Source organism: Pseudoalteromonas sp. APC 3358, assembly GCF_030408075.1.
Taxonomy (GTDB): Bacteria; Pseudomonadota; Gammaproteobacteria; order Enterobacterales; family Alteromonadaceae; genus Pseudoalteromonas; species Pseudoalteromonas arctica.
Genome location: NZ_JASDCE010000003.1, coordinates 185,017 through 210,469, shown reverse-complemented (window position 1 = coordinate 210,469; position 25,453 = coordinate 185,017). Strand labels below are relative to the sequence as shown.

Below are 25,453 nucleotides of genomic sequence, written 5' to 3'. Positions count from 1 at the left end.
CTGGAGCTTTCAAAAGTAATTAATATGAAAAAAATAGAAGCAATTATCAAACCTTTTAAGTTAGACGATGTGCGTGAAGCGTTGTCGGATGTAGGTATTACAGGTATGACGGTAAGCGAAGTTAAAGGCTTTGGACGTCAAAAAGGTCACACTGAGTTATATCGTGGCGCAGAGTATATGGTTGATTTTTTACCTAAAGTAAAACTTGATATTGTATTGACTGATGAAGATGTAGACCGTGCAATTGAAGTTATTGTAAAAACGGCACAAACAGGAAAAATCGGTGACGGTAAAATATTTGTCACTGATGTTGAGCGTGTAATACGTATTCGTACTGCTGAGGAAGATGAAGAAGCGATTTAAGATTTTCTTCTACGCAGTAAAAAGGCGCTTACTAAGCGCCTTTTTGTTTATTTAGTTCTTTTATTTAGTCTTCGTGTTTGCTTTGCGTGCTCACTAAGCTCAGTTAAACCTAATTGGTCGTAACTTTTTTCCATCATTTCAAGCGCGGGATCCAAATAACTGCTTTGTGAGTAGTGTTCAACAACAAACTTACCTCTATTAGCAGCAGCTAAATAAGCTTCACGCTCATAATAGTAAGTGGCTACTTTTAATTCATAACGTGCCATACGATTTAAAAGCCATACTAAACGACGCTTAGCTTCAGGCGCGTAATCACTTTTCGGAAAGCGTTTTACTAGTGTCGATAAATCGGTAAATGCAACACGTGTACGGTTAGCATCTCTATCAGCTCTATCTACACCAAAGTACTCTTGGAACGCATTTTTATCTGCTTTAATGTTTACTAAACCACGCATGTAATACATGTAATCTAGGTCTTTATGGTTTGGATTTAAGCGGATAAAGCGGTCAATGGTTGCAAGTGCTTGTTCAGTATTACCTGATTGGTAATGTGCATACACTAAGTCCATTTGTACTTGTTTAGAGAATGGGCCAAACGGGTAGCGAGAATCTATTGCACTCAAAAGTTCAATTGCGCGAGCATATAAACCAGAATCTAGTGTTTCTTTTGCGTCTTCATATAAAGCGTGTGCAGACTTATTCGGTACACGTTGAATGTCTTCTTGGTCTGGAGCAGACGAACAAGCGCCTAAACTAAGTACAGAAACTGAAAAAACAATGGCAAATGCACGTTTCCCTATTTTATTTATCATTTTATTTGTTACCTTCGATGTCTTCGGCTAGGCCAAGTCGGTAAAACCGAGTAAACTATGCGTATTATATTATGCTTTTATTAAAAGCGATTCTAACCCAGTCGAGCAAAGCTTGCACTGGTAAATTGGGTAAAGTTACTAATGTCAGAGCAAATTTCTCTTCAAGCCGACGTTCCAACCGAATTAGGTGGTAAACGTCTAGACCAAGTATTAGCACAATTGTTCCCTGATTATTCACGTTCTCGTATAAAAACGTGGATATTGGATGATAAAATCACCGTAGACGGTGAAATTTTCAACACTCCACGCGAAAAGCTACTAGGTGGTGAAGTTGTAAGTGTTGAAACAACAATTGAAGCACCACGCGAATACGAAGCACAAGATATCAAATTAAACATTGTTTATGAAGACGATGATATTTTGGTAATTAATAAACCAATGGGCCTAGTGGTTCACCCTGGTGCGGGTAATCCTAATGGAACAGTGCTAAACGCATTACTACATTACTACCCTGAAATAATTAACGTACCACGCGCGGGTATTGTGCATCGTTTAGATAAAGACACGACCGGTTTAATGGTTGTAGCTAAAACGATTCCAGCACAAACGCATTTAGTGACAGCGCTGCAAAAGCGTGAAAACTTTACGCGTGAATATGAAGCACTGTGTAATGGTACTATGACCGCAGGTGGTATGGTTGAAAAAGCAATTGGCCGCCATCCGACTCAGCGTACGCATATGGCAGTACATGAACTGGGTAAACCGGCAATTACACATTACCGTGTTGCTGAAAAATTCCGTGCTCATACTCGTTTACGCCTGCGCTTAGAAACAGGTCGTACGCATCAAATTCGCGTGCACATGGCACATTTAAATCACCCGCTAATTGGCGATCAATCTTATGGCGGCCGTCCGCGTCCACCTAAAGGTGCAACACCTGAGTTATTTGAGTTACTTCGTAGCTTTAGACGCCAAGCACTACATGCTGTAAAATTGAGTATTGCGCATCCAATCACGGGTGAAATGATGACATGGCAAGCACCTATCCCAGACGATATGGTTGCTATGACACTCGCATTACGTGAAGATACCAAAGCTAATCCTGATATCGATAGATAATGCACTTATTGTCAGCGACATGGCAAAACCTTCATAAAGTAGGAACGTTAAGTACTACTTGTGGAGGTGGTGTTTCAAAAATCCCATTTAAAAGTTTTAATTTGGGATTCCATGTTGGTGATAATCAAAATCATGTATCAAAAAACCGCTCATTATTAACAAACCTCCTACCTAAACCTGCCGTGTGGCTAAATCAAATTCATAGCTCTAATGTTGTTATTGTTGATGAACATTTTGATTTTGATGAGTTACACGATGCTGATGCGCTTTATACTCAGTTATTAAATCAGCCTTTGGCTATCATGACCGCCGATTGTTTACCTATTTTATTAGTCAGTGATGATGAAAAGGAAGTTGCAGCTATACATGGCGGCTGGCGAGGGCTTGAGCAGGGAATTATTAAAAATACATTAGAGTGCTTTAGTACAAAGTGTGAAAATATAAATGCGTGGCTAGGGCCTGCAATTGGGCCAACTCGATTTGAGGTTGGGGCTGAAGTGTTTGAGTTATTTCAAAAAAGGTCCCCTTTATTTATTCAAGCATTTACACTACAAACTAATGGTAAATATCTTGCTGATATCTATGGTATTGCGCGTACTTTACTTACCCAGCAAGGCGTTAAAAATATTACGGGTGGCGACTACTGCACAGTCTCTCAAAGTGACTTGTTTTTTTCTTATCGACGAGATGGACAAACTGGACGTATGGCTAGTTTGATCTGGCGCAAGTAATTCACATCTTTAATCATTATATTTCCCCCTACACCTTGAACAAACACCTAAACATACCCATTAATTAAGCAATTAGATTATTTAATAGGTAACACCATGCGTTTAGATAGATTTACAAGTAAATTTCAATCTGCGCTTTCTGATGCGCAATCGCTAGCCCTTGGTCGCGATCATCAATTTATTGAACCCGTACATTTAATGTATTCATTGCTAAAGCAAAGTGGCTCTAGTGTACGTGCATTATTTGCACAAACGGGTGTCAGCGCTGACGAACTCAACACCAAGCTTTCACAAGAAATAGAAAAATTATTTAAAGTAGAAGGTGTAGGTGGCGACGTCCAGCTATCAAACAATATGGCATCACTTATTAATCTATGTGATAAGTACGCGCAAAAACGCAAAGACAAATATATTTCAAGTGAATTATTTGTACTGGCGGCATGCGATGATAAAGGTCCACTTGGCGATATATTTAGGTCGTTAAATATTACCTCGACTAAAATTGAAACTGCAATTAAAGCGATTCGCGGCGGTCAAAAAGTTGATGACCCAAATGCCGAAGAAACACGTCAAGCGCTTGAAAAATTCACGATTGATCTAACTGAGCGAGCAGAGCAAGGTAAGCTTGACCCCGTTATTGGTCGCGATGACGAAATTCGCCGCACGATTCAGGTACTACAACGCCGCACTAAAAATAACCCTGTATTAATCGGTGAACCAGGTGTTGGTAAAACAGCAATTGCCGAGGGGTTAGCACAGCGTATTATTAATGGTGAAGTACCTGAAGGATTAAAAAATAAACGCGTACTATCACTTGATTTAGGGGCGTTAGTTGCGGGTGCTAAATACCGTGGCGAATTTGAAGAACGTTTAAAATCAGTATTAAACGAATTGGCTAAAGAAGAAGGCCAAGTCATTTTATTTATTGATGAAATACATACTATTGTAGGTGCAGGAAAAAGTGACGGTGCCATGGATGCAGGCAATATGTTAAAGCCAGCATTAGCACGCGGTGAATTACACTGCGTTGGCGCAACCACGCTTGATGAATACCGTAAGTACATAGAAAAAGATGCAGCCCTTGAGCGTCGATTCCAAAAGGTACTTATTGAAGAGCCATCTGTTGAGGATACTATTGCAATATTGCGTGGCTTAAAAGAGCGATATGAGCTACATCATTCAGTAGAAATTACTGATCCCGCGATTGTTGCTGCAGCGCAATTATCTCATCGTTACATTAGCGATCGTCAGTTACCCGATAAAGCGATTGATTTAATAGATGAAGCGGGTTCTTCAATTCGATTACAAATTGATTCAAAACCAGAATCGTTAGATAAGCTTGAACGCCGCATTATCCAACTAAAGTTAGAAGATAATGCGCTAGCGAAAGAAAAAGACGAAGCCAGTCAAAAACGTCGAGCTGAAATGCAAGAATTGATCACGGACCTTGACGGCCAATACCGCGAGCTAGACGAGATATGGAATGCTGAAAAAGCATCACTTCAAGGCACGCAAGTAATTAAAGCCGAGCTTGAACAAGCAAGATTAGATTTAGATGTAGCGCGAAGAGCAAGTGATTTACAGCGTATGTCAGAGCTGCAATATGGGCGAATTCCAGAGCTTGAACGAAAACTTGATTTAGCCTCACAAGCCGAAATGCAAGAAATGACCCTGCTTAAAAACCAAGTAGGTGAGGATGAAATTGCTGAAATACTGTCTCGCTGGACCGGTATCCCTGTTGCAAGAATGCTACAAGGTGAGCGTGAAAAGCTACTGCAAATGGAAGATAAGTTACACAGTAAAGTAATAGGGCAAGATGAAGCGGTTGTTGCTGTTTCCAACGCAATACGACGCTCACGTGCCGGCCTTGCTGATCCTAATCGTCCTATTGGTTCTTTCTTGTTTTTAGGCCCAACAGGTGTGGGTAAAACAGAGCTGACAAAAGCATTGGCTGGTTTTATGTTTGATACCGAAGATGCCATGGTGCGTATCGACATGTCTGAATTTATGGAAAAACATTCAGTTGCACGTTTAGTGGGGGCACCTCCAGGTTACGTAGGTTACGAAGAGGGCGGTTATTTAACCGAGGCAGTACGTCGTAAACCTTACTCTGTTATATTGCTTGATGAAGTAGAGAAAGCACATCCGGATGTGTTTAATATTTTACTGCAAGTATTAGATGACGGCCGATTAACTGACGGACAAGGTAGAACTGTTGATTTTAAAAATACTGTTATTATCATGACCTCAAATTTAGGCTCAGATATTATCCAAGAGCAAGCGAGTAATAATGATTATACGACCCTTAAAGCTAAAGTAATGGAAGTATTAATTAATGAGTTTAGGCCTGAATTTATTAACCGTATAGACGAGACTGTCGTGTTCCACCCGTTAGCAAACGAGCATATAAAAGAAATAGCTGATATTCAGTTAATGAAATTACGTGAGCGTTTAACAGAGATGGGGTATCTGCTTGAAATAAGCGATGCTGCTCTTGAGCGAATTGCAGCAAGTGGGTTTGATCCTGTCTACGGTGCGCGTCCGCTCAAGCGTGCTATTCAACAAACGATTGAAAACCCGCTGGCACAAAAGTTACTTAATGGAGACTACTTACCAGGTTGCGTGATCGTTATTGATGCAAATGACGACTCTCTGGTATTTTCCAAACGCTAATTGTAAATAATTAAACTCAAAAGCCGCTAAAATAGCGGCTTTTTTATGTTTGTTAAACTTTAAAAGTTAGTAATAAATCGTTCACCCTACGTGAACCTTCAACAAGTTCAGCTGCTCCTTTTGCCACATTAAAGCTTAAGCTTAAGTTGTTATCTCCAAAGTCTTTAATTTGCGAAACATTATTACTAATATCATTACTAACCATTTGTTGCTCTTCTGCAGCAGATGATATTTGTATTGCTAAATGAGATATTTCACTGATTTGGATAAAAATCCCCTCTAATTCAACTTGAGTTTTATCGGTTGTCAGCACACAATTATCGGCTTGTGCTTTAGTGCTTTGCATTACTTTGGACCAGCTAAATAAAGTGTCTTGTATTTCTTTAATAGAACTATGGATTTGTGTCGTAGCATTTTGAGTGCGTGACGAAAGAGTCCTTACCTCGTCGGCGACTACAGCAAAGCCTCGACCATGTTCTCCTGCTCTAGCTGCTTCAATCGCTGCATTAAGAGCAAGTAAGTTAGTTTGATCGGCAATTCCCTCTATTTCACTCATTACCTTACCAATCTTATCTGCTTCAGAGGCTAAGCTGGTGGCTGTGGTTGCAGCCTTTTCTACTTGAAAAGCTAAATCAGATACCATTTTACTATTATCTGCAATATGGTCTTTTATCTCAGAGCAACTTTGATGAGTGTTATTCACTTTATCAGCTGTTTGAGCCGTGTTTACTGATATTTCACCAATGGTAGAGCTCATTTGAGTCATCGCTGATGCAATTTGTTCTAAACGCTCACCTTGCGAAGAAATGCCTTTTTCAGTAAGTGCTGATTGTTTATCTAGATCAGTCGCAATACCATTAAAGCTTAATGTAGAGTCTTTCATACGGCCAAGAACCGTGCGCAATTTTGCGCTTAGCATTTGCTCTCTATAATCACTTACGCTATGCGGTGTATGGCCGCTGTAAATATAGCGAGAGATTGAATCGGCTTTTGCTTTTTGTTCGCGTAATATTTTAGGGGTAACAATCAGTTCGTCATAATTTAGCGCAATAACTAAGGCGCACATCAATAGGCTAATTACAGCTAAAGAGATTGATCCCGTAACAGCAATAAAAATCAGCCAAAGTAATAGGCATATAAAAGTAATGCCTTGTCTTATTGTGGTGTGTTCTCGTAGTTTAAATGATGACTTATTGGCATTTATTTTGTTGTAAAGAGCGTGTGCACGTTGCTTAAGTTGAGAGCTTGCTTTAGTTCTTACTGATTGATAACCAACAAGTCGGCTATGCTCAAAAATAGGGGTTACAAAGGCATCTACCCAATAATAACGGCCATCTTTACAACGGTTTTTAACCATACCGCGCCACGAGTGTTCTTGTTTTAATGTTGCCCACATTTCTTTAAAGGCCGCTTTTGGCATATCAGGGTGACGAACAATATTATGATGCTGACCGATAAGCTCTTGTGCGCTATAACCTGCTACAGAGCAAAACTCTTGATTGACGTATGTTATTACACCCTTGAGGTCGGTAGTAGAAACAAGCTCTTGTGACTCATCAAAGTATACTTCTTCATTTTTTAAGCTTTTATCATTGTGCATTATGTTTATTATCATCCTTTATTGTTGCTGTCATTATATTGGTTACACACTACAAAGCAAAAAATAGCGTCTTTCCTTTTATGCTCATAAGGCAAATAATTGTTTTTATTGATCTAGATCAAATTTAAATATCGAGTAGCTAAATTGAACACATTTTAAATAAGTTCCGGTCTATTATTTTAGGCTTATATTTTGCGTATTTAATTTATACTTAAATACGCATTTAAAGCATTTGTATAATGCCCAGAGCAATGGCAATATTACGACTTAATATAATGATGTTGGTCATATTGAGCGCATGTATAGAGTGGGTAAATAATTATTAACTTAGAAAAATTATATTGTTCTAGCAATTTATACCAGTTGCATTAAATAAGTGATCAATTATAGCGCTAAGAAAATAGCACAATAACAAGGCGAAAATTATGACATGTAGTTGTTCTATATGAATAATTTTTAACGCAGTGAGTGCGCTATTTAATGCGATAGAATGATCATATTTTCAATAAAATTGGTATTAATCTTGAGTCTAAGTAATTAGCCCCCATAACCTTATGATTAAGCCACGTGGCCCGAGGAAAGATTTTTTGACAACACATGATTTAGCTAACGCACTTGAAGCGTTATCAGTAAATGAGCACCAACATGCAGTTAAAGGCATTAAACGTGGCATCGAGCGAGAGTCGCTAAGAATACAAGATAATGGTGCAATATCACCTCAAGGTCACCCCAAAGGTGTGGGCAGTGCGTTAACTAACGGCCATATCACAACTGATTTTTCTGAGTCTTTACTTGAATTTATTACTCCAGTTAGTGAATCGTCAACGCAAACGCTTAAGCAATTAAAAGACCTTCAAAAGTTCACTCTAGAAAAAATGGGCGATGAACTACTTTGGCCCATTAGCATGCCGTGTTTTATTGAGCACCAAGACGATATAGTGCTAGCTCAGTTTGGTAGTTCAAATACTGGTCAAATGAAAACACTATACCGTGAAGGATTAAAAAATCGCTACGGTAGTATGATGCAAGCAATTGCAGGTGTTCACTTTAATATTTCATTCCCAGATACGCTTTGGCAGTCACTTCATTCTTTACAAAAAAGCAATGCAAGCCTTCAAGATTTTATTTCAGAAGGCTACTTATCCCTTATTCGTAACTTTAAACGCGAACTATGGCTAATAAGTTACATGTTTGGCGCATCGCCAGCATTGTGTAACTCATTTTTGCAAGGTCGAAAAACTGACTTACCATTTAAAAAACTAGGTAAAGGCACGCTTTACTTAGAAGTTGGTACAGCACTGCGTTTAGGTAATTTAGGTTATACAAATAGCGCTCAGTCGTCACTACGCGTAATGTATAACTCGTTAGATGAATATGTAGCGGGCCTTAAAAAAGCAATCAACACACCATCAGAAATTTATGGTGATCTTGATGACTACAAGAGTAAAAACCCTAAGCAGTTAAATAAAAATATTCTGCAGATTGAAAACGAATTTTACTCGCCAATTCGTCCTAAGCGCAATGCGAAAAGTGGCGAAACGCCAACGGATGCATTGCTTCGAGCAGGCATTGAATACGTAGAAATTCGCGCATTAGACGTTAACCCGTTTAGCGAAGTTGGTATTGATATTGAGCAAATTCACTTTTTAGATGTGTTTTTAACGTATTGTTTATTAAAAGATTCAGCTCCAATGGATTGGAAAGAACAAGCACGTAGTACTGAAAATCTCGACACAGTAGTAAACCAAGGTCGAGAAGAAGGGCTAATGCTTAACTTTAATAACACACAGCGTAGCCTTCAGTCGTGGGGCGATGAAATATTTACCCAGCTTACAGATGTCGCTAAATGGATGGATAATGCTTATGGTGTTAACTATTACTCAGATACTATAAAGCGCATGGCAACGTGGATACATAATCCAGAGCTTACTTACTCTGGACGTTACGTGTCACAATTAAAAGAGTCTGGTTTAGACAACGGTCACTTTGCACTAGCATTGGCTAGTAAATATAAGCAAAGTCACGCAGATACTGACTACAGCGAGTTTTTAAAGCCTTGGCTGGAACAACAAGTTGTAGAGTCTAACGAAGCACAAGCTGCAATTGAGCAAGCAGATACCCAGTCATTTACCGCGTTTTTAGATGCGTATTTTGACGGTAAATAACCTTGGTATTTAGCAAAATTTAAGCAAAAAAAACGCAGCCTAAGTTGGCTGCGTAAATATATTCAGGGATGAATTAATGCTGTACTGCTGCATTCATTGAGTCAGACCCACACTTTATAAAAAAGTTCTGTGAGATCTTAGAAAAATGAAAAAAAATGCAATTATCCTATCTCTCGCCATTACTTTAGCCGGTTGTGTTACAGCACCTCCAAAGCAACCTAACGATTTATGTAAAATCTTTGAAGAAAAGCCAGATTGGTATTTCGACGCAAAAGATGCACAAGAAAAATGGGGTTCTCCCAAGCATGTACTCATGAGTATGATGTACCAAGAAAGCTCATTTAAGCATGATGCCGCTCCGCCTATGGAGTACTTCTTATGGATAATTCCTACTGGTCGCGCAAGTGATGCCTATGGTTACTCGCAAGCTAAAACACCAACATGGTCTGATTATATTCGTGAAACAGGCAATAACGGTGCTGATAGAGACGACTTTGACGATGCAATCGACTTTATGGCGTGGTTTGTTTATAAAACGCATAAAGTAAATAAAATATCTAAATGGGATGCTTACGCACAATACCTTAATTATCATGAAGGTTGGGGTGGGTATAAGCGTGGCACGTACAAAAAGAAAAAGTGGCTAATGGGTGTTGCGAACAAAGTTAAGCACAGAGCAAGCCGTTATGGTGCGCAATTAAAACACTGCGAAGAAGAGCTTGATAAAGGTTGGTTTGAACGTCTTATATTTGGCTAGATAGTTATTAATGGATATAAAAAAGGAGCCAATTGGCTCCTTTTTTATTTAGCGAGAACGCTTATTCGGCAGTATCTTCACTTGTTTTATCATATTTTCTTTAACTTCGAGTACTTCAATAGGATATCCCGCGATACGCAAACTAATATTTGCATCAGGAATATTCTCCAAGTATTCAACAATTAAACCACTCAAAGTTTTAGGTCCATCGAGCGGGAAATCCCAACCCATTTCTTTATTTAAATCGCGTACGTTAGCGCCGCCATCCACAATACATGAGCCATCAGTTTGTGTTTCTACTTCTTCGCTCGGCGTACGAGTTTGCGTAGTTGTGAAATCGCCAACAACTTCTTCTAAAATATCTTCTAGGGTCACTAGGCCTTGGATGTCGCCATACTCATCTACCACTAAGCCTATGCGTTCTTTAGATTGCTGAAACTTTAATAGCTGAGTATTTAGTGAGGTTCCTTCAGGGATAAAGTAAATTTCACGTACAGCTCGTAGCAAAGATGGTTTATCAAATTGCTCTTTTGTAAGTAGACGAAGCGCATCACGTGAGTGAATAAAACCTACTGCATCATCTATATTATCGCGATACAACAACACACGAGTATGTTGTGCATGGGTAAGTTGGCGACTAATTAGCTTCCAATCGTCATTAATATCAATGGCCACAATTTCGTTTCGTGGGATCATAATATCTTCAACGGTTACTTGTTCTAAATCTAAAATTGAAGTCAGCATACTTTGATGACGAGCAGGAATAAGTGCGCCTGACTCATTGAGTACTGTTTTTAATTCTTCTTTACTCATGCTGTGTTCGTCGATTTGTGCGGCACTAATACCAAATAATCGCAATATTCCGTTGGTCATCCAGTTAATAACAACCACAAAAGGGAACATTATTTTAAGTAGCCCTTTTAAAATAATAGAGCTTGGAAAGGCAACTTTTTCAGGATAAAGAGCAGCAAGGGTTTTAGGGGTTACTTCAGCAAATATAAGCACGACTAAAGTTAACACGCCCGTTGCTATAGCAATACCTAGGTCACCGTAAAGGCGAATACCTATAATGGTTGCAACTTGGGCTGCTGCTATATTAACAAGATTATTACCGATTAAAATTAAACCGATGAGCCTATCTGGACGGCTAAGTAATTTACTGACTCGTTTAGCTGCACGATGATCCTCTTTAGCGAGGTGTCGCAGGCGTATACGATTGATTGACATAATTCCGGTTTCTGAACCAGAAAAATAAGCAGAAAAAAGCACCAAAAAACCTAAAATGATAAATAGGGTACTTGTCGATATGTCGTCCAACGATGGATCCTTTTCTTATAAATCAATGCGTATTAAGCTAGAGTGAGCAAGCAGAGTCAAGTTAAAACTTATTTAGTATCACTTCTTGTATGAAACGGCTGCCAAAATAAGCGAGTGTGAGGACAAATGCAGCGACCATGATTGTAATAACCACCGGTTTACCGCGCCAACCCTTTTTCATATGCCCGATAGCTACAACGGCAAAAATAGCCCACGCAACTAACGATAATATTGTTTTATGAATGAACTCTTTAGCGAACATTCCATCAAGAAATACAAACCCTGAAAGTAATGCAAATGTGAGTAATATAGTGCCTAAATTAAGAAGTTGGTAAAGCTGGCGCTCCACAACCATTAAAGGCGGAAGATGGCTATGCACAATAGCTAAATCTTTACGTTTTAAACGTTTATCAATAAAGTAAAACTGTACACCATATAAAGTGGCGATAATTAAAATACAGTAGGCTAACAAAGATAAAGAGATGTGCGTTACTAAACCCACCTCAATATTAATACTTTGCAATAAAATATGATGAGGTATAAATAAACTGGCAATGGTTAGTAAGGCACCAAAACCATAAACAACGGGCAACAATAAAGTTGCAGGGAATTTTAGCGAGACAGTCGTCACCGAGACCACAATCACCCAGCACGTCAAAAGAGCGACGTTTACGATACTTAAATCTTGACCGTCGGCTCTAAAAACAGAGTTAACTAACAGCAGCATGTGCGCCACTATAGCAACCGTGCTTAAAATAACGGTTACTTTTTGGCTTGGGCCTTGTTGATGAAACAGGCGTGAAAGCACGTGAGACGTTGCTAACACATAAAATAAACTGGCAATAATAGTTAAACTAATAATCAGCATTGTGCTTGGGCCACTTAATTTGAGACAAAATAATCCTTGTTGTTATATAGCCATTGTATTTTATAGCAAAGCAAATGCATAGACCTTAAAAAAAGAAACTCATCAAGGTGCACTTGAACACTATATTGTAAGACGCCATATACGGTATACTACTTTTAATTGAAACTTAATAAGTCAATCTAGGTTAATTGAAAAATCAAATTAATCGTAAAATTTAAATGGATTGATATAAACGTCTTATCGGAACCGTTACATGTTTGAGAACCTCCAAGAACGATTAGGTAAAACCTTAAAAAATATCAGTGGCCGTGGCCGTCTGACGGAAGACAACATAAAAGACACACTTCGCGAAGTGCGTATGGCATTTTTAGAAGCCGATGTGGCATTGCCTGTTGTTCGCGACTTTGTAAAACAAGTTAAAGAACGTGCAGTTGGGGTTGAAGTTACAAAAAGCTTAAGCCCAGGCCAAGTATTTATAAAAATAGTGCGTGAAGAACTAGAAAAAGCAATGGGCGAGGCTAATGAAGAGCTAAGTCTAAATGCGCAACCGCCAGCCGTTGTAATGGTAGCGGGTCTACAAGGTGCGGGTAAAACCACCAGTGTAGCTAAGCTTGCTAAGTTTTTAAAAGAGCGAAAAAAGAAATCAGTACTTGTAGTAAGTGCCGATGTTTATCGCCCTGCGGCGATTAAACAGCTAGAAACGCTTGCAGCAGAAGTTGATGTTGATTTCTTCCCAAGTGATATTTCGCAAAAGCCTGTTGATATTGCAACCGCTGCAATTTCTCATGCTAAAAAGAAATTTATAGATGTAGTACTTGTTGATACTGCAGGTCGTCTACATGTTGATAGCAACATGATGGATGAAATTAAAGATCTTCATAAAGCAATCAATCCAATTGAAACCTTGTTCGTTGTTGATGCAATGACAGGTCAAGATGCGGCGAATACAGCTAAAGCATTCGACGAAGCATTACCACTTACCGGTGTTATATTAACAAAAACCGATGGTGATGCGCGTGGTGGTGCTGCTTTATCCATTCGTCACATCACTGGCAAGCCTATTAAGTTTATGGGTGTGGGTGAGCGCACTGACGCACTTGAACCTTTCCACCCAGACCGTATAGCGTCGCGTATTTTAGGTATGGGTGACGTACTTTCATTAATCGAAGAAGTCGAGATGAAAGTAGATAAAGAGCAAGCTGCTAGAGTTGCTGAAAAAGTATTTAAAGGCGCAGGTTTTACTCTTGATGATTTTGCTGACCAATTAAAGCAAATGAAAAGCATGGGTGGCATGATGTCAATGCTTGATAAGCTCCCTGGTATGTCTAACTTACCAGATGCTGTTAAAGGTCAAATGGGTGATAAAACATTTATCCAAATGGAAGCTATTATTAGCTCTATGACTAAAAAAGAGCGTGCGCGCCCAGAAATCATTAAAGGTTCGCGTAAAAAACGCATAGCAGCTGGCTCTGGTACACAAGTACAAGAGATTAATAAGTTGCTTAAGCAGTTTACGCAAATGCAAAAAATGATGAAAAAAATGAAAGGTAAAGGCGGCATGACTAAAATGATGCGCGGTATGAAAGGCATGTTACCACCTGGAATGATGGGCGGCGGTCCTAAATTTTAAAAAGTACCATTAAGTTACTTTTTAAAATAATAGCGAATCATATTTAAAGGAGCAAATAGCTCCTTTTTTGTTGAATAAATTATGCATGTAATACACCTTTAACTCTTATTTGTCGTTGAGATCACGGTTTAACCTACTAAACTGCCTTTTTGGTTCACTTCTTACTTGCGTTATTGCCAAAAACTCGTACAATTCCCCAGCTCCCCATTCTGGGGAGTAAATCTTATTAATGAAAACAGTCAATCTTTATAGAGGACGGTATGGTAACTATTCGTTTGCAACGTGGTGGCGCTAAAAAACGCCCTTTCTATCAAATTGTGGTTGCGGATAGCCGTTTCTCGCGTGACGGTCGCTTCATCGAGAAAGTAGGCTTTTTTAACCCAATTGCTTCAGGTCAAGAAGAAAAAATTCGTTTAGATTTACCACGTGTTGAACACTGGGTAGGTCAGGGCGCATCTCTTTCAGATCGCGTAGCTAAGTTAGTAAAAGACGCTCGTAAAGCGGCTTAATAGGCGTAAGTGTAACCATGAGTCAAGAGAACACCTCATCAATAATTGTCGTAGGAAAGCTCGGTGCCCCATATGGTATAAAGGGCTGGCTTAAGGTACATTCATTTACTGATGATCCCGTAGGGATCTTCGATTTCAGCCCGTGGTTGATAGGGCAGCAAGGTAAATGGCAGTCCTTAGAAGTGGTCGACTGGCGTCGCCACAACAAAGGCTTTATCGCTAAATTTGCGCAGGTAAACGACCGAGACGAAGCAATGGCTTATACCCATGCTGAAATCTCAATGGATGCAGCGCATTTACCAGAACTCCCGCAAGGTGAGTTCTATTGGCGAGATCTCATTGGCATGTCTGTTGTAACCGATAAAGGTTATAGCTTAGGCATTGTTGATGACCTGATGGAGACAGGATCAAATGACGTACTGGTTGTTAAAGCAAACAGTAAAGACGCATTTGGTCAAGCTGAGCGTTTGATTCCTTTTTTAACTGATTCAGTTATTAAAGAAGTTAAATACGACGCAAGAGAAATTACCGTAGACTGGGATCCTGGTTTTTAATGACGCAAACTAGTTCATTATGGGTAGGGGTGATAAGCCTTTTTCCAGACATGTTTGACGCTATTACAGACCAAGGTGTTACCGGTCGCGCAGTAAAAAATGGCTTAATTGATTTTAACTGCTGGAATCCGCGAGACTACGCTTTAGATAAGCATAGAACCGTAGATGACCGTCCTTACGGGGGCGGACCTGGTATGTTAATGATGGTTGAGCCATTAAAAAAAGCGATTGCCGAAGCTAAAAAAGCAGCTGGTGATGGTGCTAAAGTAATTTATATGTCCCCGCAAGGGCGCAAACTTGATCAGCAAGGTGCTAGCGAACTCGCTAACTCTAAAAAACTGATTTTGATTGCCGGTCGCTATGAAGGTATAGATGAGAGAATAATAGAATCATATGTTGACGAAGAATGGTCAATTGGTGATTTTATTTTGAGTGGTGGTGAACTACCTGCCATGACATTAATTGACGCAGTAGCGCGATTAGTGCCAGGTGTGTTAGGTCATAACCAGTCAGCGGAACAAGATTCGTTTTCGGATGGCTTGTTAGATTGTCCACACTATACACGACCAGAAACATTGGACGACAAACAGGTTCCTGCTGTATTACTCAGTGGTAACCACCAAGAGATAGCAAAATGGCGGCTTATGCAGTCATTAGGCAGAACTTGGTTACGACGTCCTGACTTGTTGCATAACCTAGCTCTGACTGAGGAGCAAGCGGTATTACTCGCGAAATTTCAGCAAGAGTACCAAAAAGCTTGTGGCTAGAAGACAGTTACACCTAGGAAAGTGAGAAACATAATGGCAAAAGTAAACCAAAATATTATTAAAGCGCTTGAAGATGAGCAGCTTAAAACAGACGTACCTGCATTTGGCCCTGGTGATACAGTGGTTGTACAGGTAAAAGTAAAAGAAGGTGCTAAAGAGCGTCTACAGGCCTTTGAAGGTGTTGTAATCGCTAAGCGTAATCGTGGTCTTCACTCTGCATTCACAGTTCGTAAAATCTCGAACGGTGAAGGCGTTGAGCGTGTATTCCAAACGCACAGCCCTCTTATTGATAGCGTAACAGTTAAGCGTCGCGGTGCAGTTCGCCGTGCTAAGCTTTACTATCTACGTGAGCGTTCTGGTAAATCTGCACGTATTAGAGAAAAACTTAACTAATACGCGCTGTTTATCAACGCAAAAAAACGGGTTGCATCCTTCGGGTTGCAACCCGTTTTGGTTTTAGAATATTATTTTCTCAATTCTCAATTCTCAATTCTCAATTCTCAATTCCTCATTAGTAAAATTTCCTCTTTAGCCTTTTCTCAGTTAGCTGATCCTGTTAGTATTTATCGTATTGATTAGTTTACTTTTATGTAAATTTATATTTACGTTATTTGGTTTTTTAAGGTGGGACGAACGTGGCTGACATAAGTGATTTAGCACAGCTAAGAGAAGGTATAGATGAATGCGATGCACAACTTGTTGCCTTACTCGCTAAACGTAATGGTATTACGCAAAGAATTGGTGAGATAAAACAACAAACAGGCGCGCCTTTACATGCACCTTCCCGTGAAGCAGAGCTATTAGCGGCAAGACGACAAGAAGCAATAAATCAAAATGTAAGCCCAGATCTCGTTGAAGATATACTAAGACGTATGATGCGAGAAGCCTATCAAAACCAACAAGCAAAACTTGCATGCGCAGCGCCAGAGCTTTCGCCAATTGTGATTGTGGGTGGTCAAGGTGCCATGGGCCAGTTATTTGCACAGCAGTTTATTCGCTCAGGTTACGAAGTTAAAATCTTAGATAAAGATCAGCAAAACGATGCTAAAAGTATTTTAAAAGGTGCCAAGCTGGTAATGATTAGCGTACCTATTAATGCATTGGACGCTGTCGTTGCTAAGTTACCTAAACTAGATGAAGACTGTTTACTAGTTGATATTACATCGGTAAAGCAATCGCCTATTAAAGCACTAAAAGCTGCGCACAGTGGCCCTGTGGTTGGTTTACATCCTATGTTTGGGCCTGATATATCACACTGGGTAAAACAAACAGTTGTTGTATGTGAAGGGCGAGAACACCAAGCGGCAAAAGGTTTGTTACAGCAGTTACAAGTATGGGGTTGTCAGCTTGTTGAGCTTGATGCTAAAAAGCATGATGAAGCAATGCAAATTATTCAGGTAATGCGCCATTTAACGACATTTGTGTACGGACAATTTTTAGCAAAACAAAGTCATACACTAGAAGAATTACGTAGCTGCTCGTCACCTATATATCAATTAGAACTGATGATGGTAGGGCGTTTATTTGCGCAGTCGCCTGAGCTTTACTCAGATATTATGCTAGCACAATTCGATGATGTAGAAACCTTACTTGCACAGTACCAAGATACCTTTGCAAGTACTTTAGCAAAATTAAAAGCGGGAGATAAAGCAGCGCTTATTGATTCTTTTGCTGAGGCTAAAGTTTACTTTTCTGACTCGACAGAACACTTTTTAACGCAAAGCAGAAGCTTATTAAATAAAGCGAATGATTCAAAAGTTTTAGATTAATATTTGTTATACCGTTTGCTTAAGTATGGGGATTTAATTCGTTAAATTGCTAAAATATTTATGCAGACTGGTACTAGTTAACGAAAAAGGGCCGATATCGGCCCTTTTTGATTTGTAAAATTGCTTATTAAGTATTAACGCTTACTGCCTGTAGTGACTCGCTTTGGTAGCATCCTAAAATACGTACATATTGGGTGTGCTCTTTAAGTTCTTCTAGCGCTTCTTTTACTTGGCTTTCAGCTAAGTTTGCTTCTAGGTCAACATAAAAAACTTCTTCCCACGGATTGCCCGGAGTAGGGCGAGATTCAAGTTTTACTAAATTAATCTTATGCTGCTTAAAAATCATTAACGCATCGGCTAGTGAGCCCGCTTGTTGTTTTGTCGACATGATCAAACTAGTTTTAGTTGGAATTTGGTTAGACACTTGTAGAGGCTTACGTGCAACAATAATAAAGCGGCTATGGTTTTCGCTTTGATTAGCTAGGTTTGATTTAATAACCTCAAGCCCTACGTTTTTCCCCGCTTGTGCAGAGCCAATTGCAGCACTGTATGGTGTGTTCAGAGCTGATTGTAGGGCGCTTGATGTTGAGTCACATGTTTCGTGTTGTAAATCACCTAAGCCCTGTAAAAAGCGGCTGCACTGCGCAAATGGTTGTGGGTGTGCAAATATTTTTGTTAGTTGACTAAGTTCAGTATCAGGGTTGGCGAGTAAGCAATGCTCTACACTGTGAGTTACTTCTCCAACAATAGACACTTGCGCGTGCTGTAATAAGTCAAACACCTCGTTAATACTGCCAGAGCTTGTGTTTTCAATGGGTAATAAACCAAAATCAGCTTGGCCGTTTTCTACTTTACCTGTTATTTCGTCAAACGATGTACAGCCAATTTCAACTAATTTACCCGGGCGGCGGCTAAAATATTTATGGCATGCTAGTTGGCTATAAGAACCCTGACCACCTAAGTAAGTTACACGGTGTGTTTCACTAAGGGCATCTGGATTCAGATTTTTTTGTAGCATTGCTTGTTGGTGTAAAACAGAGTCTTCCAAAATAGTTTGAAAAACATTATTCACGTAGTAAGCATCTAAACCTAGTGATTTACCATAACCAATCAGTTTCTCTAAAAGTGCGAGTTCACGTGCTTCATCGCGAATTGGCTTGTTGTTAGCAATTTTATACTCAACCACACCGTGGCTAATACGACGACGTTTAGCTAATAACACGAGTAAATCGGAGTCTATTTCATTTATATCGTGTCTTAGCGCATTTAATACATCATTTGTCATTTTGGTATCCTCATTCCAAAAGTAGGCTGTTATTACACAGCAAAAACAAAAAAGCCTCCCGGTTGGGAGGCTTTACTATTCGATTGATTTTATCTCACAAACAGGGAAGCCTCTTCTATATAAAGAAGCTAAAAAACGAAAAAAAAGTGCGAGAGATAAATATGTTCATGCAGTTAATGTATGGAGAGTTGCTAACAATGTCAATAAAGATCTAAATAAGCTTAGAGTACTATTTATTTCCCTATATTAGTTTTTATAGAAAGTTTACAAATAATTTATAAATATGAATGCGGATCTGGTATATTTCGTTAACTGGTTCAAATAATAACAATTATTAATAATTAAGGTTGACCCGTGGTTTACAGACGCCCTCCATCGCGTTTTGGATTGAATTCTTTAAGTGTAAAACTATCGCTACTCATATCCGCTATTTGCTTAATAGCTGGGGTATGTGCGGCTGCCTTAATGCTTAAATCTGAAGAGAAACAACTCGTTTTTGAAGAACACGAAGTTTTAAAAAGCTCGACAGATTTATTAGTGAAGCAATTTAATGAGCGCATTAAAACAAAAGTAAATATTGCTCAGCAAGCTAATAACGTAGTAACACAACAACTTTTTCAACCTAATTCACCAATTAATTTAAGCAATAAATCACAGTTACAATTTAATAGTGACGGTACGATTCGAAGTGCCTCGGCTGATGGTTTATCAGCAGCATTTTTACCACAGCAAAATTACTCTCCTTTTTATAAACGCCTATTTAATGATTCTGAGATGCTGTGGCGTATAATTTCTCCTACACTGGTACACGACTTTTTTAACTTTTATCTAATAACAGATGATGATTTTATTCGTGTTTCTCCTCCTAATTGGGCATTAAACGCACCTGCCGACTTTAGAGCAACGAATGGCTCAACTTATAAATCGATTAAAAGTACGCTTGAAACAGTAAGAGAGCCTGCATGGTCAAAAGTCTATTACGATACAGTATGGCGCAAATGGGTTATTAGCTTACTAGTGCCAGTTTATGTCGATAATGAGTTTTTAGGTGTGACGGGGAGCGATATTTCCCTCAACAAACTTATTTCGTTTTTACCTGTCGGTGATAAAGAAAAACACCTACTTGTGTTTGATAGTAAAGGGCAATTGTTAGCACACCCAGATTTAAATCCGACCTTACTAGCCGACTATGGTAGTGATAATAAAGCACTCGCTACTAACGAATTTGTAAACCCAGCGCTGCAGTCGATTATTGACGATGTAATTGCGGTGAAATTACCTGAATACGCAAATTCATTTGAAAAAAATGACGAAGCTCATATTATCAATATTCGTAAGATTGATGACTTAGATTGGTACATAGGGGTATATAAAAAGCGTTCATCGACGTTATCTGCATTACAAGATTTAAAACTGAAGTTTTTTGGTCTCTTTATTTTATACGCAATATTAGTTGCCTTATTGCTGCATCAAGCGCTTTATCAACTAGTCCTTCGCCGTTTACATACTTTGGTTTATGCAGTTACAAGTTTTGGCAAAGGTCAATTAACTACAGAATTTCCACCAGAAAACAAAGATGAAATTGGCACGCTTAATGGCTCATTTAGAGACATGACGGTAGAAATTCGCAAACTTATTGATGGCTTAAACCAGAGAATTACAGAAAAAGAAATTGCTGAAAAAGCAGCTAACCGTTTATCTAAAGCGGTAGCATTCTCGGGCACTGGCGTTGTGATCACCGATGAGAATTTTGTAATTGAATACGTAAATCCAAAAATGCTCGAAATGACAGGCTACCCAGAAAGTCATTTTAATAGAGCACCATTACTTAATATTATTGCCTCAGAAATGTCTATTTTAGTTGAAGATATAGACATAGATTTACGCAGCCGTAATTACTGGCGCGGTGATACATTAATTCAAGGCTTGAATAAAGAGCCAATTTGGGTGTCTTTAAGTGTTTCGCCAATTCGTGAAGAGGGCGGTGAAATAACCAGCTATGTAGCATCTGCACAAGACATTTCGTTTGTAAAAGAAAGCCAGCGTAAAATGGAGCAGCTTGCTTACTTTGACACCCTTACGGGCCTTGCCAACAGAACGTTTTTTAGGATGCAATTGCGTAAATCAATGGCATTAGCAGAACGTGGGCACTATGCATTTGCATTGTTTTACTTTGATTTAGACGAATTTAAACGTATTAACGATACATTAGGTCACGATGCTGGCGATCAATTATTAATTGAAGTGGCAAACAGACTTAAAAAACGTTTACGAGCCGAGGACACCATAGCGCGCTTAGGTGGTGATGAATTTGCAGTATTACTCAGTGGTATAGAAAGCCAAGCTCACGCGACTGATGTTGCCAATACAATTCAAAAAACACTGAATGTGCCTATAAAACTAGGTAGTAATGAAGTTATTGTGAGCGCGAGTATTGGTATTACAATGGCTCCGTACGATAGCCTAGAAGAGGATCAGTTATTAAAACATGCTGACTTAGCAATGTATGAGGCAAAAGCAAAAGGGCGTAATACATTCCATTTTTATAGCCAAGAATTGAACGCAGCTGCTAATGAGCGTTTATTTATTGAAAATGAGCTACGTATAGGACTAAAAGAAAAACAGTTTGTAGTTTACTACCAACCTCAAGTTGATAGTCGTACTCATCAGGTCATTGGCTATGAAGCGTTATTAAGATGGTTCCACCCAACTGAAGGCGCAATCCCTCCAGATAAATTTATTCCTATTGCAGAAGCGACAGGCCTTATAGTTGAATTAGGAGAATGGGTGCTTCAAGAGTCTTGTGATTTTGCCGTAAGATTAACAAAGCAAGGCTTAGAAAATAATATATCGATAAACTTATCGGCTCGCCAGTTCAAAGACTCAAGCTTAGTCTCAACACTGAGTAAAATGATAATTAGGACGGGTGTTTCGGCTAAGCGCCTTCACTTAGAGCTGACTGAAAGTATGCTAATGGGAAATGTAGAAGCTGCAATTACACAACTCCACGAGCTTAAAGCCTTAGGTATATCTATTTCTATTGATGATTTTGGTACTGGCTATTCGTCACTCAGTTACTTAAAACGATTCCCGGTTGATATATTGAAAATTGACCGTTCATTTGTAAAAGATATCCCTGAGGATACAAATGATATGGAAATCACTGCCGCTATTATTGCCATGGCGCAAAAGTTAAAGCTAGACGTGGTCGCAGAAGGGGTTGAGACAATAGAGCAGATGCAGTTTTTACAAAATAATAATTGTTTCATTGTACAAGGCTATTATTTTAGTAAACCAATTGCTGAGCACGAACTACCAAAATTGTATGAAAGGTTAAATGAACTCTCAAATAGCGAAGTAAGTAGCTAATAAAATTGCGGGTTAACCACCCGCAATTTTAACTTTAAATTTTAACGCTTCTAAAATGGCTTTTAGTTTATCGCGGTCATCACCTTGCACTTCAATAATGCCTTCTTTTACTGCGCCGCCTTGGCCCATTTTGCTTTTTATAGTTTTAGCTAACTTTTTTAAATCATGATCTTTTGGATCAATGCCTACAACTAACATTACGCCTTTGCCTTTACGTCCTTTTGTTTGACGCTCAATGCGAATAAAACCATCTTTAAAAAGCTTAGCTTCTAACTCTTTTTCTGGTTTTGGCTGGTCAATGCGACCCGTACTTGTTGAATATACTAAGTGACTATCACTCATACCTTACCTTTATGGATAAAAATTAATTAAATATTGGCGTAAATGATAGCAAATTTGAAGTTGTGTGTTTTTCTTTTTGCTAAATACTTTTAACAGGTTATATTTAGTTCAAAGGAAATATTATTGGAGTTTAATATGAGTTTAACTAAGAATGAATCAGTCGATGGCACTACATTAACAATACAAATCAAAGGTAAATTTGACTTTAATTTAGTGCAATCTTTTCGCCAAGCTTATGCTCAAATGAGCGAAAAAACAGTAAAGGTTATTATCGATTTAAGAGAGACTGACTACATGGATAGCTCAGCACTTGGCATGTTACTTAACATGAAAAAAACAATTGATAGCCAAGTGAAAACTATTGAAATAAGCAATTGCCAACCTCAGCTTAGAAAAATTCTACAAATTTCACGTTTTGATAAAAAGTTTGATATTAGCTAATGATACATGTGTTAATTGTGGATGATCAGGCGCTCAATCGCATTTTACTAAGTAAAATGCTTGAGCAAGAGGGCTATAAAATATCAGTGGCTTATAACGGGCTAGATGCGCTTAATGTACTTAAAAGAGAGCAGATAGACGTTGTTTTACTTGATGTTTTAATGCCTGTAATGGATGGTTTTGAAGCTGCTGAAAAAATAAAGCAGCAGTATAGTGAAGTTTACTTACCGATTATTTTTATAACCTCCTTAGAAGATCAAGCAAGTTTTGAGCGCTGCCTCGAAGTGGGTGGCGATGACTTTATTCATAAACCATTTGAAAAAGTTATTCTGCATGCAAAAATTAAAGCACATATTCGCACCAGAGAGCTGAGTAAAAAAGCAAACCAACAAAAGAAACTACTTGAATATCATCATAATCAAATTGAACGTGAACACGAAATAATTGAGCATATTTTTAATAACTCATTAGAAAACCAAGGTAAGTTTAAAGAGTATTTAGATTTTAATTTATCACCGGCCTCTATGTTTAACGGCGATATGTTTTTAGTAGCGCAAAGCCCAATCGGTAATTTGTATTGCATGTTGGGCGATTTTACGGGGCACGGCCTAGCTGCGGCTATTGGTGCATTACCAACTTCTCGTGTGTTTTATACTATGGTACAAAAAGGCATGGCGGTTAACGATATTGCCAGCGAGCTAAATACACTACTGTACAACCTCCTACCAGGGCATATGTTTTGTGCTGCAACCATTATAGAGCTTAGTGCATCAGGTAAAAGTGTTTCTGCATGGATGGGCGGCCTTCCAGATGCGTACCTAATAGATAAAGACGGTAATGTAAAACAAACATTAGAATCGCAGCATATGGCGCTGGGGATTTTAGATGAACAAGAATTTGAATATGAAGTTATCCATTTTGAAACAAATAGTAATACACGCCTAGTATTAGCAACCGACGGTATTATAGAAACAGCAAACAAAGAGGATATATTTTTTGGGGAAGAGCGTTTTTTACAAACCTTAAAAAGTAAATCGATGATTAGTAGTGAAGACATAGTTGCTAATGTTACTAAGTTTGCAGATGGTACTAAGCAGCAAGACGATTTAAGCATTGTTTTACTAAACTGCCTGCCTTTAATTCCCGTGGAACAAGAGCGAGAAGCATTTTCTACTTTGGCTTTTAATTTGTCTTTGAGCTTAAACTCAGAGCAAATAAAAAAAACAGACCCCGTTTACGACGTCGTTAATATTTTAAGCAGTGTTGAGGGTCTAAATACTCATCGTTCTAATATATTTTTACTGTTGTCTGAGGCTTATAACAATGCGCTTGATCATGGTGTATTAGGACTTAACTCAGAAATTAAAAAACAAGAGGACGGCTTTTTTCGATATTACGAGTTGAGAGAGGCAGCCCTTGCTAAACTTACAGATGCCATGATTATTATTGATATGCGCTATTGCCCCGACACGCTCAGTTTATACTTTATTATTTGTGATTCAGGTCGAGGGTTTAGTAGTAAGCACGATGAGTTGGCAAAGGCTAATAACGAATTTGGCAGAGGGGTGTCTTTATTAGAAGAAATAGCCGAAAAAGTCACTTATAACGCCAGTGGTAACCAAGTTGAAATGTGCTACAAGTTGAGCTAGCTCTGTAAAAATATCCATGCTATTATTCTCGAAACTTTAGATGTATGGATGGCCAAATGATTTTTTCTTACTTAAAACAAGCACAACTTAGTGCTAATCCAGCTTTGATTTCAACAGAGCTTGAAAAGCTTGATCTACATTTAGCAAACACTGCTTTGCCTGATGTGTGTTGGGAGTATCAAATACCTGAGCTTGGCGAGGGCGGTGCATGTAGTTTATTTGGTTACTTACAAGATGAGCCATTCAAATTAACTGACTATATTAAAAATGATGAGCAAACACAGTTTAAGCTGGCTACTTTACAAAGTATTGTAAGCTACATTGAGCAGCAAACGGGCGTTGATTGGTATGGTATTTATCAATCAACTAATACCCCTGAAGGTAATCAACTATTAAAATTGGCTTATCATGGAGCGCCTAGTCGTCCGTTGTTTCCTTTAACGCAAGCATTTGCGGCTGGCAGTAACAACGTACAGGTTGCGCTATCTCACAAGGGCCGCATTATTAATAACGTTGAGGCGTATTTATCACAAGGTGGTGAATACTACACATGCGATCCTAAAGTTAAATCAGAAACCTGCCTACCTTTATTTAATGCACAAAATGAATGCGTTGGTATTGTAGATGCAGAAGCCTTTAAAAATGATTTTTTTGATGAAAAGACACTTGCCGTTTTAATTGCATGTTGTATTAAAATTCCTCACTTTCTAGTGTAAATAACGCTAGTCAATAT

Annotated in this window: 22 protein-coding genes and 1 other annotated feature; of the genes, 16 read left to right on the top strand and 6 right to left on the bottom strand. The window is 38.8% G+C overall.

What is annotated here, in order from left to right:
• Window positions 1-24: 24 nt before the first annotated feature.
• Window positions 25-363 (top strand): nitrogen regulatory protein P-II, encoded by a 339-nt coding sequence (gene glnB, locus QL995_RS06110; protein WP_002962211.1) that lies wholly within the window; start codon window positions 25-27, stop codon window positions 361-363.
• A gap of 47 nt (window positions 364-410) precedes the next feature.
• On the opposite strand, the gene QL995_RS06105 is transcribed toward glnB, so the two are convergent.
• Window positions 411-1,175 (bottom strand): outer membrane protein assembly factor BamD, encoded by a 765-nt coding sequence (locus tag QL995_RS06105; protein ID WP_007581382.1) that lies wholly within the window; start codon window positions 1,173-1,175, stop codon window positions 411-413.
• 141 nt (window positions 1,176-1,316) lie between these two features.
• Here QL995_RS06105 and rluD point away from each other — a divergent pair, with 141 nt between their 5' ends.
• From rluD to clpB, 3 genes are all read left to right on the top strand, one after another.
• Window positions 1,317-2,294 (top strand): 23S rRNA pseudouridine(1911/1915/1917) synthase RluD, encoded by a 978-nt coding sequence (gene rluD, locus QL995_RS06100; RefSeq protein ID WP_007581384.1) that lies wholly within the window; start codon window positions 1,317-1,319, stop codon window positions 2,292-2,294.
• The gene (gene pgeF, locus QL995_RS06095) at window positions 2,294-3,025 is read left to right on the top strand and encodes a peptidoglycan editing factor PgeF (RefSeq protein WP_165725654.1); all 732 of its coding nucleotides are present in this window, start codon (window positions 2,294-2,296) and stop codon (window positions 3,023-3,025) included. The genes rluD and pgeF overlap by 1 nt, the downstream gene beginning before the upstream one ends.
• Before the next feature lie 96 nt (window positions 3,026-3,121).
• Window positions 3,122-5,698 carry an ATP-dependent chaperone ClpB gene (clpB, locus tag QL995_RS06090; protein WP_290293739.1) on the top strand — a complete coding sequence of 859 codons (2,577 nt, stop codon included), beginning with the start codon at window positions 3,122-3,124 and terminating at the stop codon, window positions 5,696-5,698.
• Window positions 5,699-5,750: 52 nt separating this feature from the next.
• On the opposite strand, the gene QL995_RS06085 is transcribed toward clpB, so the two are convergent.
• Window positions 5,751-7,298, bottom strand: a complete 1,548-nt coding sequence (locus tag QL995_RS06085; RefSeq protein ID WP_290293738.1) for a PAS domain-containing methyl-accepting chemotaxis protein — start codon at window positions 7,296-7,298, stop codon at window positions 5,751-5,753.
• A 587-nt stretch (window positions 7,299-7,885) separates the two neighbouring features.
• Between QL995_RS06085 and gshA the strand changes: the two genes are divergently transcribed.
• A complete protein-coding gene (gene gshA, locus QL995_RS06080) occupies window positions 7,886-9,463 on the top strand; it encodes a glutamate--cysteine ligase (RefSeq protein ID WP_007581392.1) in 1,578 nt (525 codons plus the stop codon).
• Window positions 9,464-9,608: 145 nt separating this feature from the next.
• Window positions 9,609-10,220, top strand: coding sequence for a transglycosylase SLT domain-containing protein (locus tag QL995_RS06075; RefSeq protein ID WP_290293736.1), 612 nt, complete (start codon window positions 9,609-9,611; stop codon window positions 10,218-10,220).
• Window positions 10,221-10,268: 48 nt separating this feature from the next.
• On the opposite strand, the gene QL995_RS06070 is transcribed toward QL995_RS06075, so the two are convergent.
• Together QL995_RS06070 and ccsA are read right to left on the bottom strand one after the other, a co-directional pair.
• Complete coding sequence (locus tag QL995_RS06070; protein WP_007581396.1) at window positions 10,269-11,537, bottom strand: CNNM domain-containing protein; 1,269 nt, start codon at window positions 11,535-11,537, stop codon at window positions 10,269-10,271.
• 61 nt (window positions 11,538-11,598) lie between these two features.
• Window positions 11,599-12,405: a cytochrome c biogenesis protein CcsA gene (gene ccsA, locus QL995_RS06065; protein ID WP_007581398.1), complete on the bottom strand. Its 807-nt coding sequence runs from the start codon at window positions 12,403-12,405 to the stop codon at window positions 11,599-11,601.
• A gap of 253 nt (window positions 12,406-12,658) precedes the next feature.
• Between ccsA and ffh the strand changes: the two genes are divergently transcribed.
• The 6 genes from ffh (at window position 12,659) to tyrA (ending at window position 17,634) form a co-directional block, all read left to right on the top strand.
• Window positions 12,659-14,035: a signal recognition particle protein gene (ffh, locus tag QL995_RS06060; protein ID WP_290293730.1), complete on the top strand. Its 1,377-nt coding sequence runs from the start codon at window positions 12,659-12,661 to the stop codon at window positions 14,033-14,035.
• Between the two features lie 260 nt (window positions 14,036-14,295).
• The gene (rpsP, locus tag QL995_RS06055; RefSeq protein ID WP_002962192.1) at window positions 14,296-14,544 is read left to right on the top strand and encodes a 30S ribosomal protein S16; all 249 of its coding nucleotides are present in this window, start codon (window positions 14,296-14,298) and stop codon (window positions 14,542-14,544) included.
• Between the two features lie 17 nt (window positions 14,545-14,561).
• The gene (gene rimM / locus QL995_RS06050) at window positions 14,562-15,098 is read left to right on the top strand and encodes a ribosome maturation factor RimM (protein ID WP_010554631.1); all 537 of its coding nucleotides are present in this window, start codon (window positions 14,562-14,564) and stop codon (window positions 15,096-15,098) included.
• Window positions 15,098-15,865: a tRNA (guanosine(37)-N1)-methyltransferase TrmD gene (trmD, locus tag QL995_RS06045; protein ID WP_007581405.1), complete on the top strand. Its 768-nt coding sequence runs from the start codon at window positions 15,098-15,100 to the stop codon at window positions 15,863-15,865. Before rimM ends, trmD begins: the two co-directional genes overlap by 1 nt.
• Before the next feature lie 33 nt (window positions 15,866-15,898).
• Window positions 15,899-16,258 carry a 50S ribosomal protein L19 gene (gene rplS, locus QL995_RS06040; RefSeq protein WP_007581406.1) on the top strand — a complete coding sequence of 120 codons (360 nt, stop codon included), beginning with the start codon at window positions 15,899-15,901 and terminating at the stop codon, window positions 16,256-16,258.
• 242 nt (window positions 16,259-16,500) lie between these two features.
• Entirely contained in the window at window positions 16,501-17,634 is a 1,134-nt protein-coding gene (tyrA, locus tag QL995_RS06035) for a bifunctional chorismate mutase/prephenate dehydrogenase (protein ID WP_290293722.1), read from the top strand.
• A gap of 127 nt (window positions 17,635-17,761) precedes the next feature.
• Here the strand turns inward: tyrA and QL995_RS06030 are convergent, their stop codons facing one another.
• A complete protein-coding gene (locus QL995_RS06030) occupies window positions 17,762-18,919 on the bottom strand; it encodes a chorismate mutase (protein WP_169059947.1) in 1,158 nt (385 codons plus the stop codon).
• A gap of 44 nt (window positions 18,920-18,963) precedes the next feature.
• Window positions 18,964-19,081, bottom strand: a sequence feature (Phe leader region).
• 192 nt (window positions 19,082-19,273) lie between these two features.
• On the opposite strand from QL995_RS06030, the gene QL995_RS06025 reads away from it, so the two are divergent.
• On the top strand, window positions 19,274-22,288 hold the full coding sequence (locus QL995_RS06025; RefSeq protein WP_021032079.1) for an EAL domain-containing protein: 3,015 nt from the start codon (window positions 19,274-19,276) through the stop codon (window positions 22,286-22,288).
• 12 nt (window positions 22,289-22,300) lie between these two features.
• On the opposite strand, the gene QL995_RS06020 is transcribed toward QL995_RS06025, so the two are convergent.
• On the bottom strand, window positions 22,301-22,630 hold the full coding sequence (locus QL995_RS06020; RefSeq protein WP_007581414.1) for a translation initiation factor: 330 nt from the start codon (window positions 22,628-22,630) through the stop codon (window positions 22,301-22,303).
• A 135-nt stretch (window positions 22,631-22,765) separates the two neighbouring features.
• On the opposite strand from QL995_RS06020, the gene QL995_RS06015 reads away from it, so the two are divergent.
• From QL995_RS06015 to QL995_RS06005, 3 genes are read left to right on the top strand one after another with little or no spacing between them, the layout of a single operon-like run.
• Complete coding sequence (locus QL995_RS06015; RefSeq protein WP_002962948.1) at window positions 22,766-23,071, top strand: STAS domain-containing protein; 306 nt, start codon at window positions 22,766-22,768, stop codon at window positions 23,069-23,071.
• Entirely contained in the window at window positions 23,071-24,720 is a 1,650-nt protein-coding gene (locus QL995_RS06010; RefSeq protein ID WP_024593587.1) for a SpoIIE family protein phosphatase, read from the top strand. Before QL995_RS06015 ends, QL995_RS06010 begins: the two co-directional genes overlap by 1 nt.
• A 56-nt stretch (window positions 24,721-24,776) precedes the next feature.
• Window positions 24,777-25,436, top strand: coding sequence for a GAF domain-containing protein (locus QL995_RS06005; RefSeq protein ID WP_290293714.1), 660 nt, complete (start codon window positions 24,777-24,779; stop codon window positions 25,434-25,436).
• Window positions 25,437-25,453: the final 17 nt, after the last annotated feature.